The sequence below is a fragment of the Dactylosporangium sp. NPDC050688 genome (genome assembly GCF_040654515.1).
GTDB lineage: Bacteria > Actinomycetota > Actinomycetes > Mycobacteriales > Micromonosporaceae > Dactylosporangium.
On record NZ_JBFAIC010000055.1, the window covers coordinates 40,349 to 56,434 of the forward strand.

The 16,086-nt window shown below is 70.6% G+C and carries 15 protein-coding genes and 1 pseudogene; 8 read left to right on the plus strand and 8 right to left on the minus strand.

Annotated elements, in window-relative coordinates:
* Nucleotides 1-218: 218 nt before the first annotated feature.
* Entirely contained in the window at nucleotides 219-947 is a 729-nt protein-coding gene (locus AB0H83_RS37455) for an SPFH domain-containing protein (RefSeq protein ID WP_360103566.1), read from the minus strand.
* A gap of 512 nt (nucleotides 948-1,459) precedes the next feature.
* Between AB0H83_RS37455 and AB0H83_RS37460 the strand changes: the two genes are divergently transcribed.
* Both AB0H83_RS37460 and AB0H83_RS37465 read left to right on the plus strand, forming a co-directional pair.
* Nucleotides 1,460-1,660 (plus strand): hypothetical protein, encoded by a 201-nt coding sequence (locus AB0H83_RS37460; protein ID WP_360103568.1) that lies wholly within the window; start codon nucleotides 1,460-1,462, stop codon nucleotides 1,658-1,660.
* Between the two features lie 344 nt (nucleotides 1,661-2,004).
* Nucleotides 2,005-2,334 (plus strand): annotated as a pseudogene (locus AB0H83_RS37465) (DUF5994 family protein); the annotation flags it as partial.
* Nucleotides 2,335-2,426: 92 nt separating this feature from the next.
* Here the strand turns inward: AB0H83_RS37465 and AB0H83_RS37470 are convergent.
* A complete protein-coding gene (locus AB0H83_RS37470) occupies nucleotides 2,427-3,362 on the minus strand; it encodes a sigma-70 family RNA polymerase sigma factor (protein ID WP_360103570.1) in 936 nt (311 codons plus the stop codon).
* Between the two features lie 676 nt (nucleotides 3,363-4,038).
* Here AB0H83_RS37470 and AB0H83_RS37475 point away from each other — a divergent pair.
* The 6 genes from AB0H83_RS37475 to AB0H83_RS37500 all read left to right on the plus strand — a co-directional run bounded on the left by AB0H83_RS37475 (nucleotide 4,039) and on the right by AB0H83_RS37500 (nucleotide 10,213).
* Complete coding sequence (locus AB0H83_RS37475; RefSeq protein WP_360103572.1) at nucleotides 4,039-4,713, plus strand: hypothetical protein; 675 nt, start codon at nucleotides 4,039-4,041, stop codon at nucleotides 4,711-4,713.
* Between the two features lie 264 nt (nucleotides 4,714-4,977).
* Nucleotides 4,978-5,298 carry a universal stress protein gene (locus tag AB0H83_RS37480; RefSeq protein WP_360103574.1) on the plus strand — a complete coding sequence of 107 codons (321 nt, stop codon included), beginning with the start codon at nucleotides 4,978-4,980 and terminating at the stop codon, nucleotides 5,296-5,298.
* 61 nt (nucleotides 5,299-5,359) lie between these two features.
* The gene (locus AB0H83_RS37485) at nucleotides 5,360-8,149 is read left to right on the plus strand and encodes a cation-transporting P-type ATPase (RefSeq protein WP_360103576.1); all 2,790 of its coding nucleotides are present in this window, start codon (nucleotides 5,360-5,362) and stop codon (nucleotides 8,147-8,149) included.
* Nucleotides 8,150-8,244: 95 nt separating this feature from the next.
* Entirely contained in the window at nucleotides 8,245-8,490 is a 246-nt protein-coding gene (locus AB0H83_RS37490) for a hypothetical protein (RefSeq protein ID WP_360103652.1), read from the plus strand.
* Between the two features lie 172 nt (nucleotides 8,491-8,662).
* The gene (locus AB0H83_RS37495; protein WP_360103578.1) at nucleotides 8,663-9,397 is read left to right on the plus strand and encodes an ANTAR domain-containing protein; all 735 of its coding nucleotides are present in this window, start codon (nucleotides 8,663-8,665) and stop codon (nucleotides 9,395-9,397) included.
* Between the two features lie 87 nt (nucleotides 9,398-9,484).
* On the plus strand, nucleotides 9,485-10,213 hold the full coding sequence (locus AB0H83_RS37500) for a GAF and ANTAR domain-containing protein (protein ID WP_360103580.1): 729 nt from the start codon (nucleotides 9,485-9,487) through the stop codon (nucleotides 10,211-10,213).
* On the opposite strand, the gene AB0H83_RS37505 is transcribed toward AB0H83_RS37500, so the two are convergent.
* The 6 genes from AB0H83_RS37505 to AB0H83_RS37530 all read right to left on the minus strand — a co-directional run bounded on the left by AB0H83_RS37505 (nucleotide 10,161) and on the right by AB0H83_RS37530 (nucleotide 15,859).
* A complete protein-coding gene (locus tag AB0H83_RS37505; RefSeq protein ID WP_360103582.1) occupies nucleotides 10,161-10,961 on the minus strand; it encodes a hypothetical protein in 801 nt (266 codons plus the stop codon). The two genes, AB0H83_RS37500 and AB0H83_RS37505, sit on opposite strands and share 53 nt — an antisense overlap.
* A 92-nt stretch (nucleotides 10,962-11,053) precedes the next feature.
* Nucleotides 11,054-12,205 carry a glycosyltransferase gene (locus tag AB0H83_RS37510; protein ID WP_360103584.1) on the minus strand — a complete coding sequence of 384 codons (1,152 nt, stop codon included), beginning with the start codon at nucleotides 12,203-12,205 and terminating at the stop codon, nucleotides 11,054-11,056.
* A gap of 263 nt (nucleotides 12,206-12,468) precedes the next feature.
* Nucleotides 12,469-12,876: a lipopolysaccharide assembly protein LapA domain-containing protein gene (locus tag AB0H83_RS37515; RefSeq protein WP_360103644.1), complete on the minus strand. Its 408-nt coding sequence runs from the start codon at nucleotides 12,874-12,876 to the stop codon at nucleotides 12,469-12,471.
* Between the two features lie 423 nt (nucleotides 12,877-13,299).
* A complete protein-coding gene (locus AB0H83_RS37520) occupies nucleotides 13,300-13,782 on the minus strand; it encodes a universal stress protein (RefSeq protein WP_360103586.1) in 483 nt (160 codons plus the stop codon).
* 81 nt (nucleotides 13,783-13,863) lie between these two features.
* Nucleotides 13,864-14,337, minus strand: coding sequence for a universal stress protein (locus tag AB0H83_RS37525; protein ID WP_360103588.1), 474 nt, complete (start codon nucleotides 14,335-14,337; stop codon nucleotides 13,864-13,866).
* A gap of 97 nt (nucleotides 14,338-14,434) precedes the next feature.
* Nucleotides 14,435-15,859, minus strand: coding sequence for a GAF domain-containing protein (locus AB0H83_RS37530; RefSeq protein ID WP_360103590.1), 1,425 nt, complete (start codon nucleotides 15,857-15,859; stop codon nucleotides 14,435-14,437).
* Nucleotides 15,860-16,086 lie beyond the last annotated feature (227 nt).

A 16,086-nucleotide genomic window follows, 5' to 3' on the forward strand; every position in this document is an offset into this window, starting at 1 on the left:
GGCAACGGTCGCTCCAGACCCCGGTAGCGTGATCGCCGTGCCCAACCGGTGGCTTGCGCGTGTTGCGTCACCCGCGGCCAGGCGTACGTGGAGACCAGCCTGGTGGATTCGCACCGGGGGGCGCTGCACCGCCTGCACACGGTCGACCGGGATGACCGGTCAGCCGGACCACTCGCACCGGACAAGTCCGCGGGCAATCATCCGTCGTGATCGGACGTTCAGCAGTCCCACAGCGAACGTACGACGGGCTGCTGTGATTCCTGGCGGCGAGCCCGGGAGCCGTCGACCGGGACCGGCGGTTGTCGGCGCGTGCGGCTTGCAGTGGATGCAGCCGGTGTCGGGGCCCACTCGCGTTGCCGGTCGGCGCAGACGACAGGGCCCCGACGTTCGTGAGCGGTCTGCCACGCCATGGCGCGTTTGACGTACTCGGGGAGCACAACCTCGTTGAGGTCGACCCGTTGGGCCTGCACGCCCCACGGACCTTCGGTGACGGCGTTGATGGCGTTGGTGAGATCGATGGTGACGTCGTCGCGATCGGACAGGAGGTCATCGAGGCTGGCGCAGCTGACAGCGGTGCGCAGCAAGGCTTCCGCGATCTCGGAGACCGCGTGCCGATAGTTGCGGACATTGAGGACCGCCTTGACCGGGTCAACGACGCGGAAGCAGATGACGGCGCCGACGCCGACGGGCACCCTGTCGCGGGTGACGACGTCCCGGGCGGCCGCGCTCACCGTGGTGACCTTCAGGTCGACCCTGGTCAGCCGGTCCATACCGGGAACGATGAGGGTCGGCCCGGGGCCGCGGCCATCTCCGTGCAACCGGCCCAAACGGAACACAACGCCGCGTTCGGACGGTCGGAGGACGCGAATTGCGCATGAGGCAGTGACCAAGCCGATGACACCGATCGTGATGAGCACGACGAAGGCGATGGTCTGGAACTCGTCCATGCGGGTGTCCTCCGGCTCGACGAGACAGGCTGCCTGGGCGGTACGGGCCGGGCGGCGGTCGGTCCGCAAACCGGCGGAATGCGAGGAAGCCGCGGACCTCAGAGGTTGGGCACGAAGCGCCACGTCAAGGGAGGGGCGTGGGTCCCGGGCTCGTGACTCGTGTCGAAGACGGTGACGGGCGGACGGCCACCAGGGTCCCGAGCGACAGAATTCACCCTACGCGCGATCGGTGGATTCGCGCCATGTACCCGTGTGCAAGTTCGCGTTCCAGGCGGTGCGTATCGGGGTGGGCAGGGCGTAGGGTGACAATGCTGCTCCGGACCCCGGTGGCTGACAGTCCGTCGCTGATGGACGCGTCCCACTGAACGAGGTCATCGCATGCAGTATGGATGGATTGTCATCGCCGCGATCGTGCTCGTGCTGCTTCTTTCGCTCGCCGGGCGTAGGGTAAGGGCGTGTCGCCCGGTCCCGGGCGGCTCCCAGGACAAAATCAGTCACCCTCGGGAGCAGCCATGACCGTTTCGAAGTCCAGCGTTCTTGCCGTCCTTCGCAGCCGGGGTCAGCATGACCGCGCGGGCTGGGTGGATCGGGTGTTGCCGGAGCGCATCGACACTGCCCGCAATGCGAGCCTGCTCGACCTTCTCGCGCTCGACGTGGCCGACCTGACCGACCTGACCGACCTGACCGACGAGCCGACCTCCGAACCACGGTAGGCGCCTCCCGGCACCTCGCCACCCAGGCGCCACTGCGGCCGGACCCGACCGCCGGTGGCGATCCTGCGCGCAGACGGCCGCCCACAACGGGTTCATGCCACCGTCAGATCGGCTGCCGTGCGCGCTGCCCCGCGTTGCGGCGCCGGAGCGCCCAGGACGTTGTCGGGCTGCGGCGCGGGCCCGACCGCCGCGCGGGATCCGGCTGGGGTGAGCATGTGGGCAAGATCGGGCGTCCAGTTCCATAGTGGACGGATGAAGTCCTCCGGTCTGTCGGGAGGGCCGGGTGATATCCCGGGCACGCTGCTGCCCGGGATACCACCTACCCCCTTCGAGCAAAGCATTCGATGCAGTCGCAGGGTGCGCACCGGTTGGGGCGCAGCCGGACAGATGCTTGCCGACCGCGTCGCTGGACTGGTCGAGCACGCCACCGTGGGGCTGCTGCTGGCCGACGAGAAGGACCGGTTGCACTTCATGGCCGCCTCGGACGAGACGACCAAGCTGTTGGAACTGTTCCAGCTGCACTGGCAGGACGGTCCCTGCCTGGATGCGTTCCGCACGGCCGAGCCGGACCGCCGACCCAACCGCGGCTGTCGCTCACCGCTGTACGGGCCGCACGAGCCGTCCTCGACGGCGGTTGGTGGCCCCGCTCCCGGGACCCGGTGGCCGAACTGCCGGGGTTGATCCTCGCCCTGAACGAACGGTACGGACCGATCCGCCAACTGATGCTCAACAGCGGGCCGCCTCTTCGGCCCGTCGCGGTTGGGCGTCAACGACGTACATGGGTTGTGCTGTCTTCGCCCGGGTCGAGCAGGGCGGTCCTGAGTTGGTCCAGGGACCGCTTGAGGATCCGCGAGACATGCATTTGTGAAAGGCCGAGCTCGGCAGCGATCCGGCTCTGGGTCATCTCGTCGCAGAACCGCATGGCGAGGATCCGCCGCTCCCGCACCGGCAACGCCGCGAGGAGCGGCCCGAGCGCCAGGTGATCGTCGACATCGCCGTAGCGGGGATCGGCGGCGCCGGTCAGGTCGATGACCTCGGCGCTGTCGTGGCCGACGACGGACTCGTTGAGCGACGGCAGCCGGTACACCTGGCCGGCGCTGACCGCGGCGAGCAGCACGTCGATGGTGACGCTGAGATGGTCGGCGACTTCGGCGGATGTCGGTGTCCGGCCGCGCAGGTGGGTGAGGTGACTGGTAGCGGCCGGGATTTGGAGGAGGAGTTCCTGGGTGGACCGCGGCACCCGCATGCCCCAGGCGGTGTCTCGGAAGTGCCGTTTGAGGGCGCCGATGATCGTCGGGACGGCGTAGCCGACGAACGGTCCGGTCCGGTCCGGGTCGTAGCCGTCGACGGCCTTGACCAGCGCCAGCGCGGCGACCTGGGCGAGGTCGTCGTAGCGTTCCCCGCGTCCGGCGTAGTGCCACGCGAGCCGGTTGGCCAGCGGCAGGTTGTCCTCGATGGCTCGGGTCCGCAGGACATCACGGTCTGGGTGAGCGGCAGGCAGCCGGCCACGTACACGCAGCAGGTGCTCCGTCGTGTCCGGCGAGTCGGCGGGGAGGCTGTCGGCTCTGCGGGCCGCGGTGCCGACCGCGGTTGTCCGGCGCGCCGGGCGACCGGCGTTCGGCTGCGGTGTTGGTTCGGTCGCCGGCTGTGGCGTGAGGATCGAGGTTGGTGCGGCGAGCATGGTCATGGTTCCACGCCCCATCAGGGGGTCATGCCGAAGATGCCGGCAGTGGCGGCACCTCTGTTGAAGCGCCGGACGTCACTGGTCGTGACCGCGAGGTCCAGGCGGCAGGGGAGGGCGAGTCAACCAGAAGGCTGACGGGCGCGCGGATGCGAGATCGATCCCGGTCTCCCACACTACGCCGATCCACGTCGTCCTCAAGCACGTCACAGCCGCAACACGCGCAGGGCCCAGTTGTTGTCTTCTGTTGTCTTCCCGTGACGCTTCTAGGGCCGGGAGCGCGTAGGGTGAGGTTGTCGCTCGGGACCCCGGTGGCTGCCAGCCCCGCCGCCGTCTTCGATCAGTCCCTGAGCTGAGGGCCTCATGACCCGGGTTTTCCATCGTCTCCAGCGTTCCTTGGCGGCAGCGGTCACGTAGCACGCGGCGGGACCGGTGACGTGCCTGCACGCCGCAGTGTCCCGACGTCGTCACGCCGCTCGACGGCTGGCCGCGCCGCGACAGGCCGCCTTCGCCGCGGTCGCCGGGCGAATCGGCCGTGCCTTGCTCGGGCGACGGCGACTGCAGATCCCGTCGCAGACCGTGACCGACGATCCGGGTGCCGCCAGGTCGGTGGAGGCATCGGCCGTCGACCGGGTGCCACAACATACTCCGCGGGCGTTCGCGCCGCGGAACTGCTTCATGAGCAACGAGAAGGAACGTGAGTGCGATGGTCGACATCGCCAACGAGCACAACGGTGCTGTCAGCAACACAGTCCACGCCGCCATCACCGGTCCGCTGCTGCAGGCGCCCCAGACGACCCGGCACCAGCCCACCGCAATGACAACGCCCGCGACCTTCAACGTCTCGGCTGACGATCGAGGACACGTGACGGTCGGCTCGGGGCCGGCGACCGCCGTCCGGTACCTGCTGGCCGGAGTCCGGCTCGCGCTCGGCTGGATCTTCCTGTGGGCGTTCATGGACAAGACGTTCGGCCTCGGCCACGACACCGCCGCGGCCAAGTCATGGCTCAACGGGGGGAGCCCTACCAAAGGATTCCTCGGTTCGGCAGCGAGAGGCCCGTTCGCCGGGTTCTACCACTCGATCGCCGGTGCCGGCCTCACCGACGTGCTGTTCATGGCTGCGCTGCTCGGCGTCGGCGTCGCACTGATCCTCGGCATCGGGATGCGCCTCGCAGCCGGCGCCGGCGCGCTGCTCACCGTCATGATGTGGACCGCGGTGCTGCCCCCGGCCGGCAACCCGTTCATGGACGACCACCTCATCTACGCCGCCGTCCTGATCGCCCTGCCACTCCTGGGCGCCGGCAACACCCTGGGACTGGGCCCCATCTGGTCAACCCTCCCGCTGGTGCGCCGCGTCACCTGGCTGCGGTAGCCACACCCAGGTGCATGCGCGCCGTGCACCCGGGTAGCCGAGCCGACCTCGTCAGATCCTCCGCCTCGGCGGCAGGACCCGACTGGTGCGGACACACCACCTCCAGGAGGCCGCCATGACGGAGCGGACCCAGGCACATGCCCGGCGCATCGTCGTCGGCGTCGACGGCTCACCACACTCCAAGGCCGCCCTGCGCCGGGGATCACCCAGGCGCGGATCGCCGGCGCGACCGTCGATGCTGTCAGCGCCTGGCAGGAGCCGGCGTTGAGCGACTACACCTACGGCTGGTCACCCGTCCGGTGTGAGGGCGACAGCATGTCCGCGGTCGCGGCGAAGGTCCTCGCCGAAACGGTCGCGGACGTTGCCGGGCAGGACAAGCCCGTCGAGATCCGCACGCGTGTCGTGCAGGGCCATCCGGCCCACGTCCTGCTGGAAGCGGCGGCCGGCGCCGACATGCTGGTGGTCGGCAGCCGCGGCCACGGCACGTTCGACGGACCGCTACTCGGCTCGGTCAGCCAACACTGTGTCCAACACGCACCGTGCCCCGTCCTCGTCGTGCCCCAGGACCCCACACCCTCCGTGTAAGCCACCGCCGGGTCGGTCCGCCGCAGCGGCACCGGCCCGGCACGTCCGCGAGGAGCACCGCATGGCCGTACCCCCTCACCTCGTGGACACCCCACCACCGGTCGACGCCCATCAGCCAAGCCGGGCCGATGCGCCCGACACCGGCGAAACGGTCGACGAACGCCGGCCGCTCGTCGACCTGTACCACGATTTGCGCACCTCGCGAGCGGGACTGGCGGCGCGGGAAGCCGCCCGGCGGCTGGTCGTCTACGGCCCGAACACGCTGACCCGCAGCACCGGCCGGCGCTGGCCCCGGCAACTGCTCAGCCAGTTCACGCAACCCCTGGCGATCCTGCTCGCCCTCGCTGCGGTGCTGGCCTGGTCCGGCGGGTCGCCGGCACTCGCCGTCGCGGTCGTCGCCGTCATCCTGCTCAATGCCGGGTTCGCGTTCGTACAGGAGATGCAGGCCGAACGCGCGGTCGAAGCCCTCGCCGCGTTCCTGCCAGCCACCGCCCGCGTCCTCCGCGACGGCGTCCGCTCCGAGATCGCCGCCCGGGACCTCGTCCCCGGCGACGTGCTCGTCATCGCCGAGGGCGACCGGGTCTGCGCCGACGCCCGGATCATCGACGGCACGCTCGTGCTCGACCTGTCCGCGCTGACCGGCGAGTCGCTGCCGGCGACCAGGTCGGCCGAACCGGACCGGGAAGCGGTCTCGCTGCTGGAGGCCAGTGACCTGGTCTTCAGCGGCACCACCTGCACCGGCGGCGAGGCGAGCACCGTGGTCACCCGCACCGGCATGCACACCGAACTCGGCCGCATCGCCGCCCTGTCCCAGCGCGGATCCACGCAACGCAGCCCACTGGAACGGCAGGTACGCCGCGCGACCTGGATCATCGCCCTGGTCGCGGTCGTCGTCGGGGTGCTGTTCCTGCCCGTCGGGGTCTGGGCCGGGCTCGGTTGGGCCGCGGCGATCAGCTTCTCCATCGGCCTGATCGTGGCCAACGTGCCCGAAGGGCTGCTGCCCACCATCACCCTCGCGCTCGCCGCCGGCGTGCGGGAACTCGCCCGCCGCGGCGCCGTGGTGAAGCGGCTCTCCGCGGTGGAGACCCTCGGCTCCACCACTGTCATCTGCACCGACAAGACCGGCACCTTGACCGAGAACCGGATGCGGGTCACCCACCTGTGGCTGCCCGGCGCGGAGTACGACACCGCGACGACGATCGACGACGCCCGCGCACGTGAGCTCGCTGTCGCGGCGGCCGCATGCACCACCGCCCAGGCGCCGACCGATGCGCAACCGGCCGGATCCGGCGACCCCACCGAACTTGCGCTGCTGCGCCTCGCCGACGAACTCGACGTCGCCGTCGGGTCCGCCGACCGTGACGCGGCCCGTCGCACCATCTTCCACTTCGACGCTCACCTCAAACGGATGTCCACTGTGGACGAGCAGGCCGGGGTGCTGGTGGTGCGCACGAAAGGGGCATTGGAGACCGTCCTGCCCTGTTGCGTCCAGGTGCTGAACCCGCGAGGGCGGCCTCAGCCGCTGGACGGCGCCATGCGTCTGGAAGTCCAGCACACCTTCGATGGGTACGCCGTACTTGGTCTGCGGGTACTCGCCGTCGCGGCCCGCACCGTGGACCACGGCCGGCCGGTCCCCGCCGACCGGCAGGACGCGGAGTCCGGACTGACACTGCTCGGGCTGGTCGCGATGGTCGACCCGCCCCGCGCAGGGGTGGCCGCCGCCGTCATTGACGCGCACCGGGCCGGGATCCGCATCCACGTCATCACCGGCGACTACGGCCCCACCGCCGCGGAGATCGCCGACCAGGTCGGCATCGGTCACGACGGCCGGCGCATCATCACCGGTGACGAACTCGACCGGCTGGGCGACACAGACCTCGACACGATCGTTGCCGGCGACGACGAGATCGTCTTCGCCCGGGTATCGCCCGAAGCCAAACTTCGCATCTGCGAAGCGCTCCGCGCCCAAGGCCACACGGTGGCGATGACCGGCGACGGCGTCAACGACGCCCCGGCGCTGCGCCACGCCGACATCGGCGTGGCCATGGGCCGCTCCGGGACGGACGTCGCCCGCGAAGCCGCCACCATGGTCCTCACCGACGACAACTTCGCCACCATTGTCACCGCCGTCGACGCCGGCCGCCGCGTCTTCGCCAACGTCCGCAAGTTCGTGCTCTACATCTTCGCCCACGCCGTCCCCGAGGTCGTCCCGTTCCTCATCTTCGCCCTGTCCGGCGGGGCAATCCCGCTGCCGCTGACCGTCCTGCAGATCCTCGCCATCGACCTGGGCACCGAAACCCTGCCCGCCCTGGCGCTGGGCCGCGAACCGGCCGAACCAGGACTCATGGACAAGCCACCCCGACCCCGCACCGCCGGAGTCATCGACCGCGCCCTGCTCATCCGCGCCTGGCTCCTGCTCGGCGGCGTCTCCGCGATCCTGGTCATGGGCGGCTACCTCTACACCCTCTGGCGGGCCGGCTGGCACCCCGGCGACCCGACCGGTCCCGGGGCGCCGCTGCACCCCGCCTACCTGCAGGCCACCACGATCACCTTCGCCGGCATCGTCGCCTGCCAGATCGGCACCGCCTTCGCCGCCCGTACCGACCGCACCTCGCTGTTCGCCATCGGCCTGTTCTCCAACCGGCTTCTGCTGTGGGGCATCGCCTTCGAACTGGTCTTCACCGCCGCGGTCGTCTACACCCCGCCGCTGCAGCACATCTTCGGCACCGCCGCGCTCAGCCCCGGACAACTGGCGATCATCGCCCCATTCCCGATCATCGTCTGGGGCGCCGATGAGCTTGTCCGATGGATGCGGCGTCGGCGTGGCCTTCCCGCCGCCGACGTGGCCTGATCACGCAGGCGCGGTGGTGACCCTGGCCGGGTATCGTGTCGTCATCGGTCGCTCCAGACCCCGGCGGCGTGATCGCCAGCTGCCGGGAGGGTGTTGTGAGCATCGTCGACCTGACCATCGACGACGCCGGCGCCGGGGTGCGGCGGGGGCAGCGATTGTGCGGAGCTGATGAAGCTGGTCCGCGGCGTCGCGCTCAGCCGATGGTCCGTGCCTACTGCGACAGCCACGACCTGCCGTATGCGGAGACCGGCCTGTTCGGCTCGTACCGCCACGCCCTGCTGCACCTGCACACGGTCGGCCGCGTGACGCGGATGAGGCGGGGCCGTAGTGATGTGGCGTAGGATTCACGGTGACCAGCCGTTGAGGAGTCGGTCGCGTCCGATCCGGACTCTGTCTTGCGCTGCCACCCGTCGCGGCCGCACCAACCTTTGTGGTACCGGAGGCGGCTCTCATGATCTCATCGTTGGCGCTCAGGCGTGCGGATCAGGCAGCGCGGTGAGCCCGGACCGCAGGATGCGGCTGTGGAGCCTCGCCGCCGCGCATGCGGGAGCTGGACCGGTAGCGGTCGAGCACGTGTGCGCCGCGGTGATCGCCGCGACCGCGACCGACGGAGCGGCCGTCGCTGTGGCGCTCGAGGCCGCCCCGCGCGAGACGATCTACAACAGTAACCGGATCGTCTCGGAGGTGGAGGAGCTGAGCCTGACCCTCGGCGAGGGTCCATGCGTGGACGCACTCGACGGTGGTCTTGAGCTGGTTGCCGATCTCTGCGCCGGCCGATGCCTGGCTCGGTGGCCCGTCTTCGCCCCGGCCGCTGTGGAAGCCGGTGTCCGGGCGATCTTCGCGTTGCCGCTGCAGATCGGCGCGATCCGGCTCGGCGTCCTGGACCTCTACCGCGGTGAACCGGGCGACCTGGAGAGGGGGCAGTTGCTCGACGCGCTGATGCTGGCGGATACGGCATGCGCGCTGCTGCTCGACGCCGCCGAGCAAGACGTGCCGCAGGTGCCGGGACGTGTCCCTGAACCAGCCGGCCTGCAGCATCCAGAAGTGCATCAGGCCACCGGCATGGTCAGTGTGCAGTTGGGGCTGTCGGCGGCTCTTGCCCTGATCCGGCTCCGGGCCTACGCATACACCCATGAACGGCGGCTCCGGGACGTCGCCCGGGATGTGGTCGCCCGCCGCCTGCGGTTCGACCCCGGCGACAGTGCACACGGCAGCCGACCGGATGACAGTCGATCCGCTGGCAACTGAGAGCTCAGGCCGACCGTGTTTCCGGTCGGTTCAACGCCGCAGGTGGCCGGCAGCCCGGCGGCACTATGCTTGACGAGGGTGCTTGAGATGGCCGAGACCGCGCTAGCCGACGTGCTCGTCGAGATGGCGGACACGCTCGTCGACGACTTCGACGTGATCGATTTCCTGCACGTGCTGACCGAACGATGCGTGCAACTGCTGGACGTGTCGGCGGCCGGGATCCTGCTCACCGACCAGCGGGAGACCCTGCAACTTGTGGCTGCCTCCTCGGAGCGGACGCGGCTGCTGGAACTGTTCCAGCTGCAGACCGACCAGGGACCATGCGTCGACTGCTTCAATACCGGACAACCGGTCTCGGTCCCCGACATCCGTTCCGCCGGCCGCTGGCCCCGGTTCACGGCCGCGGCCGCCGAGGTCGGTTTCGTCTCGGTCCATGCCCTGCCGATGCGCCTGCGCGCGGAGGTCATCGGGGCGTTGAACCTGTTCGGCGTCGAGGCCGGCGCACTGGACGATGACAAGGTCCGTGCCGGCAAGGCCCTCGCCGACGTCGCCACCATCGGGCTGCTGCAACAACGCGCCATCCGTCACCGCGACACCCTCACCGACCAGCTACAGACGGCGCTGAACAGCCGGATCCTGATCGAGCAGGCCAAGGGCGTCCTCGCCGAGCGCCTGCACCTGGACCTCGACCAGGCCTTCGCCCTGCTCCGTCACGCGGCCCGCAATCGCAATCGTCGCCTCTCCGAATTCGCACAGGCCGTCGTCAACGGCACCGAACAGATCCCGGGGGCGCCGGAGGCGAAATCCGCACGCTGACGACGCCGCCGGCGGAGCCTCCCGGCCACGACCGAATCGAGAGTGCCGTCCGACCGCTCCTCCTGACGCGGTGGGGTCGTGGTGACCACAGGCAGCCGCATCGATGCGTTGCTCTGAGGGGGTAGTTGGTATCCCGGGCGGTAGGCTGCCCGATCTGGATGAGCTCCCAGCCGCGGCGTGGTCCGCGCAGCGGCACCGGGGCGCTCCATCGGCTCTGCCCGTCGAGCACCCCGGCGGAGATCTCGTTGTCCTCGCCCTCGTCGGTCATTCCCGCGGCGAGCAGGTCGCGCCGGTGATCCGCCGCGGTCCGCCGGCCCACCACGAGTGGGCCTGAGCGGTCGGCGACGGCGAGGCGACCGGCGGGTCCGATCACCGCGGTGGCGAAGCCGACGGACGACAGATGCCCCTCGCCGATCTGCCGGAGGCTGATCGCCACGCGCAGCTGGCCGTCGTCCATTGCGGACTGGTCCGGGTGCTCGACGACCGACGGGTTGCACAGCGCCGCGGCCTCCACAGCGTATTCATGGGAGAAGTAGGCGCCCACGAGCAGCCGGCCCGCGGGTGACAGCTCGTCGGCGCGGCAGACACGGTGCCGGACCATCTCGTAGTGCTGGCGGAATGTGTCCTCCAGATCGCGGTGCCGCAGGTCGAACCGCGCGAGGGTCTGGCGCAGCAGTCTGTCCGCCTCTTCCTCACCCAGGCCGGCGATGCGGTCAACCAGCGCATGGGTGCGCCGGCGCAGCAGCACGGCGTCTTCACCGGGCATGAACAGCTTGACGATGACCCGCCGCGGGTCCGGGGTCAGGGCCAGATGATGCCGCGCCGCCAGCACCGCGTCGCTCACGACCGGGACCCGGCGGGCCGGGCCTCACGGCCGGCATCGATTGCTGATGCGGCGATGAGCCTGGCCGCGAGCGCCGCGTACCGCGCGGCGACTGCGGGCCAGCGTGGGGCGGGTGTGCGGGGCCGGGACAGCCGGGCGGCGATGGCGGGGTCGGTGAGGACCCGCCGGATGGCGGTCGCCAGAGCGGCGGGGTTTCGGTGGGGCACGAGCAGCCCACGTCCATCGCTGAGCAGTTCGACGGCGTGCGGGAAGGTGGTGGCGACGACCGGGATGCCGGCGGCGACCGCCTCGGTGAGCACGCCGGACGTGACCTGCTCGAGGGAGTCGTACGGCAGGGCCACCACGTCCGCCGACCGGATGAGCGTGCCCAGAGTCTCCTCGTCGTGGTACTGCGGCTGATAGTCCACGGCGTGCGCGACGCCGAGCTGTGCTCCCAAGCGGTGCAGGCCCGCCCGGTACGCCTCGCCGTGACGGGCGATGACCTTCGGGTGGGTCTGCCCGGCGATGGTGAAGCGCAGCGGCGGGTCGATGTCCTGCAGCAGCGCGACGGCTCGCAGCGCCCACTCGACGCCCTTGCCGGGGCCGAGCAGGCCCCAGGTGAGCATGTGCGACCCTGACCGGCGCGGGACCGCCGCGTCGGCATGCCCGGCGCTGCCGTGCGGGATGTCCTCGACCTTGGCGGGGTCGACGGCGTAGCCGTGCAGGAGTCGGCTGCGGGCGGTGTCGGTCATGGTGACGACCGCGCCGGCGGTGGCGGCGACGGCCTCCAGCAGCGCCCGCTGCCCGGACGTCGGAGCGCCCAGGACGGTGTGCAGGACCACGATGCTGGGCACGGTGAGCCGGCGCAGCAACGGCAGGACGTCCCCGCCGTCGGGTCCGGGATAGATGCCGTACTCATGTTGCACGATGGCGACGTCGAAGGCATTGAGCGCTTCCGCGGCTTTCAGCCACCCGGCGATGCTGCCCGCCGACCAGGTGTGCACCACGCCCGGGCCGGGATGTTGGTCCTCGTCGGTGGCGGTGACCCTGACGATCCCCCCGGACCAGCCGCCGGCGCCGGTCAACTGCGCCGCCAGCGCGGCATTGAAGGTGGCCAACCCGCAGCGGGTCGGCGGATGCGTGCTGAGAAGTCCGTACCTGACTGCCATAACGTAACTTCCGATCGTCGCCGGCATTGATGAGGAGGCAGAATCGGACCGACGACGATTCATAGGTGCGGGGGCGCGAGAGACGACCTCGACGGTGGGACGCATCGATCAACCACAGGTCATCAGCTACCGGGGATCCGGAGTAGCGCCTTCACCCTACGCCCGTTCACGGCTTCGGGCGGGCGAGAGGATCGCCGGACGATGCTGTTGCGGTCGTGGCGTGATCGTGTTGCACCATCTGGACGCCGTGGGCGCGCCACCGGTCAGCCGGATCTCGACCGGCGCGGAGTGAGGCTGGACGGCGCCGGTCGCCGAGCGGCCTGGGCCGCGGCGCTGCGACGGTCGAGCATGCGCAGCTGCACGATGCGGGCGGTGCCCGGCAATGCCACGAGCAGGATGCCGAAGACGGCCGCCAGCAGCAGCGCCACACCCATCGGCAGATGTCCGTGTGCGCCGAGGAAGGAAACCTCGGCGCGCTGGCCGTTCTGCAGGATGAAGACCAGCAACAGCAGCAGGATGGCGGCGAAGGCCACGGTGACAACCCACAGCTCGCCCATCAGGGACCGTCGGGCGACGGTCCGGCGTGCGGACGGCCGGGTGAGGAGGTCGGGGTCGCTGTCATGTCCGTCGGTCGGCTCAGGAAGGTCCCGGGAGTGCTGCGGTGCGGTCATCACGACCGCCGCCTTTCCAATGGATGTCGTGGGTCTGGTCGTGGCAAGCATTATCAAAATCAATTTCCCCCTGCTCGGGGCAGGTCGTGCAGAGCGTGCAGGCCGAGCTCTGCACGGTTTGGAGGCGGTCGTCGCAAGCGGCGAGGACCTCGAAGCAGCTGGGCACGATGGCGTTCCTGGAGGTGAAGTCGCGGCGTCCCCGGCTCAGGGGGTAGCGGGCGGCGGCGAATCCAGCGCCGAACACCATGCCCGGACGAGGCCCCAGGCCAGCGCGACGGGGGAGGACACGGTACCCACGACGCTGAACGCCACACCGACGAACAGGCCGAACCAGGCGCCGCGGGCAGCATTGCCCGGGGCCAGGTCAGCCGGCCGGTGATCTGTTCGACCATCCGTGGGTTGCTGCCGCCGCAGGTCGCGGGTTCATGATGCTGCCTTCTCGGCATGAACGCGCGACGGGACGACGACGACCGGGCAGGGTGCGTGTTGCACGCAGTGTTGGCTGACCGAGCCGAGCAGGATCCCGGCGAAGGTGCCGTGCCCGCGGCTGCCCACCACGAGGAGTTCGGCGCCGTTGGCGGCGTCGAGCAGGACCTTCGCCGGGTGGCCCGGCATCACCCGGGTGATGACGTCGATGGTGGTGGCGTGCTGGGCGGTGACATCCGCGACGGTGTCGGCGAGGGCTTTCTCGATGAGGGCGACGATACTGTCGCCGGTGTAGATCATCGGCGCCCAGCCGATCACGGAGCCGCCCGTCACGGGGTCTTGCCAGGCGCCGATCGCCTCGACGGTCGCGCCGGTTTGTTCCGCCTGTCCGATCGCCCAGTGCAGCGCTGTTCTGGACCCGGGTGAGCCGTCGACGCCGACGACGATGCGCCGGTCGTGGGCGGCGGGTTGGTTCGTCATGTCGTCCTCCGGATGTTCGTGGCGGTGGTGCGGTGCTGGCCGGCCGGGGTCCGGGGCGACCGTTCGAGGATGGTGCGGGGATCAAGTTGGCGGTGTGGTGGGGATGAGCAGGACCGGGCAGGTGGCGTGGACGGCGACGTCCTGGCTCACGGGGCCGAGCAGCAGCGGCGAGCCGTGGCTGCTGTCACCGCGGGTGCCGACGACGATGAGGTCGGCGTGCTGGGCGGCCCTGAGGATCGCGGTGGCCGGATCGCCGTAGCGGATGTCGTAGAGCACGGTGTGATGAGCGCCGCGGTGCGCGACCCGGTGGTGCAGGTCGGCGGTCGTGGCCTGGATGTGCTGGTGTCGGGCGGTGAGCCGCCGGCGCCGGGCCGCGGCGTCCAGGGGCGCGGCGGGCGGTTGATCGTCCGGGGGGATGGCATGGACGATGCACAGGTCCGCACCTGCGCGGCGGGCGTGTTCGAACGCGGCGCCCAGTACCGCATGATCGTGGGCGTCCGTGCGGTCCACACCCACCACCACGCGAGCGGTGCGCTGCGCCGCTGTCTGTGTCATCGTGACGCACCTCCACCGTCCAGGTTGGCCGGTGCAGCCGACGGCGGTCAGAGGAGAAGGTCCCGCACAGGCCGTCGACCGACCCATGGATACAGCGTCAGGGCTCGGCGTCAGCGTTCGGATCGGCGACCGCGGTCCCGCCGCCTGCTGGCCGGGCCCGGTCGAACGCGAACACCGCCGTGCGGATGTCGTGGATGATCGCGTCGACCTCGTCGATCTGGGCTCGTACGGCGATGCTGGTGCGCTGATCGGTGGTCCGTGACGCGGCGGACTGCAACTCGAGGCCGTGCCGGAACAGGCGGTGGATGACGTGGTGGCGCAGCTCGTCGCCGAGTTGCTCGCGGTCGTCGAGGAGGTGCAGCTGCTCGGTGTCGGCGCGGAGCCGGTTGAGGTGCAGGGCCAGCCCGGCGTGGGCGGCGACCGCGGTGACCAGGTCCAGGTCGAGCTGGTCGAACGGTTCGGCGCCGGGGTCGCGGGACACGGACAGGACGCCGTTGACTTTGCCGTCGGCGCCGATGAGCGGCACCGCGACGGTTTCGCCGATCTGGCCGGCCGCCCGGTCGGCGGTGCCGGTCGTGCGGGGATCGGCGCCCGGGTCGGTCACCACGATCAGCTGCCCGGCGGTGATCGCGGCGCCGCTCACCGAGTGCGCGACCGGGACGACGCTGCCCTGCCAGGGGTGGTAGCCGTCGCCTTCGGTGACGACCAGCCGCAGCTGGTCCGGATCTTCGGTGGGCACGCAGACATCGGCACCGGCGGCGCACAAGGTCTGTCGGGCGCGGTGGACCAGCTGCCGCAGCACCTCGTCGGTGTCGGTGCCGGCCAGCAGCGCGGTGCTGACCTCGACCATGGCGGTCTGCCAGGTGTGCCGGCGGCGGCTCTCGGCCAGCAGCGTGGCGTTCTCGATCGCCGCCCCGGCGGCCGCGGCGAGCGCCCGTACGAGCTGCTCGTCGTCGCCGGTGAACGCCGCACCGCCGCGTTTCTCGGTGAGGTACAGGTTGCCGAAGATCCGGTCGCCGACCTGGATCGGCACACCGAGGAACGACCGCATCGGCGGGTGATGCTCGGGGAACCCGACCGAGGCGGGATGCTCGGCGATATCCGCCAGCCGCAGCGACAGCGGATAGTCGACCAGCAGGCCGAGCAACCCCTTGCCCTTCGGCAGGTGGCCGACCTGGGCCACCACGTCGGGGTCCATGCCGGTGTGCACGAACCGGGTCAACCGGCCGCCGTCGATCGCGCCGAGGGCGGCGTAGCGGGCGTCGACGAGGTCCCGCGCGGCCTCCACGACGTGGCGGAGCACCGTGTCCAGGTTGTCGGCGCGCGCCACCGCCAGGAACGCGTGCAGCAACCCCCGCAACCGGCCCTGGGCGTCCTGCACGTCCCGCGCCCGCCGCATCAACTGCTCCAACAGTTCGTCGAGCTCCAGCCGGGCTACCTGCGAGAACGTCACATCGTCGACGGTGTCGGCGCCCGGGCCGGCGCTCGCGTCGTGCTGGTCATGGATCCCTGAGTCGCGCATGACGGTCACCGCCTGACCACCGGCTTTGACGCCGGCGAACCGCGTTCACGTTGACACGTTCATTCCTGCCGGACCCGTCGCCACGGCTTCCGGTCCAGCGAATCGCCAAGGTCCGGGGCAATACTGTCACGCTACCGCCTTTGCGGACGGGTGAGCGCAATCCAGCGGCCGCAATATGCCACGGACGCTGGATCCGCTGATCCGGTGGTGCTCTGCGGGGAGGCCGA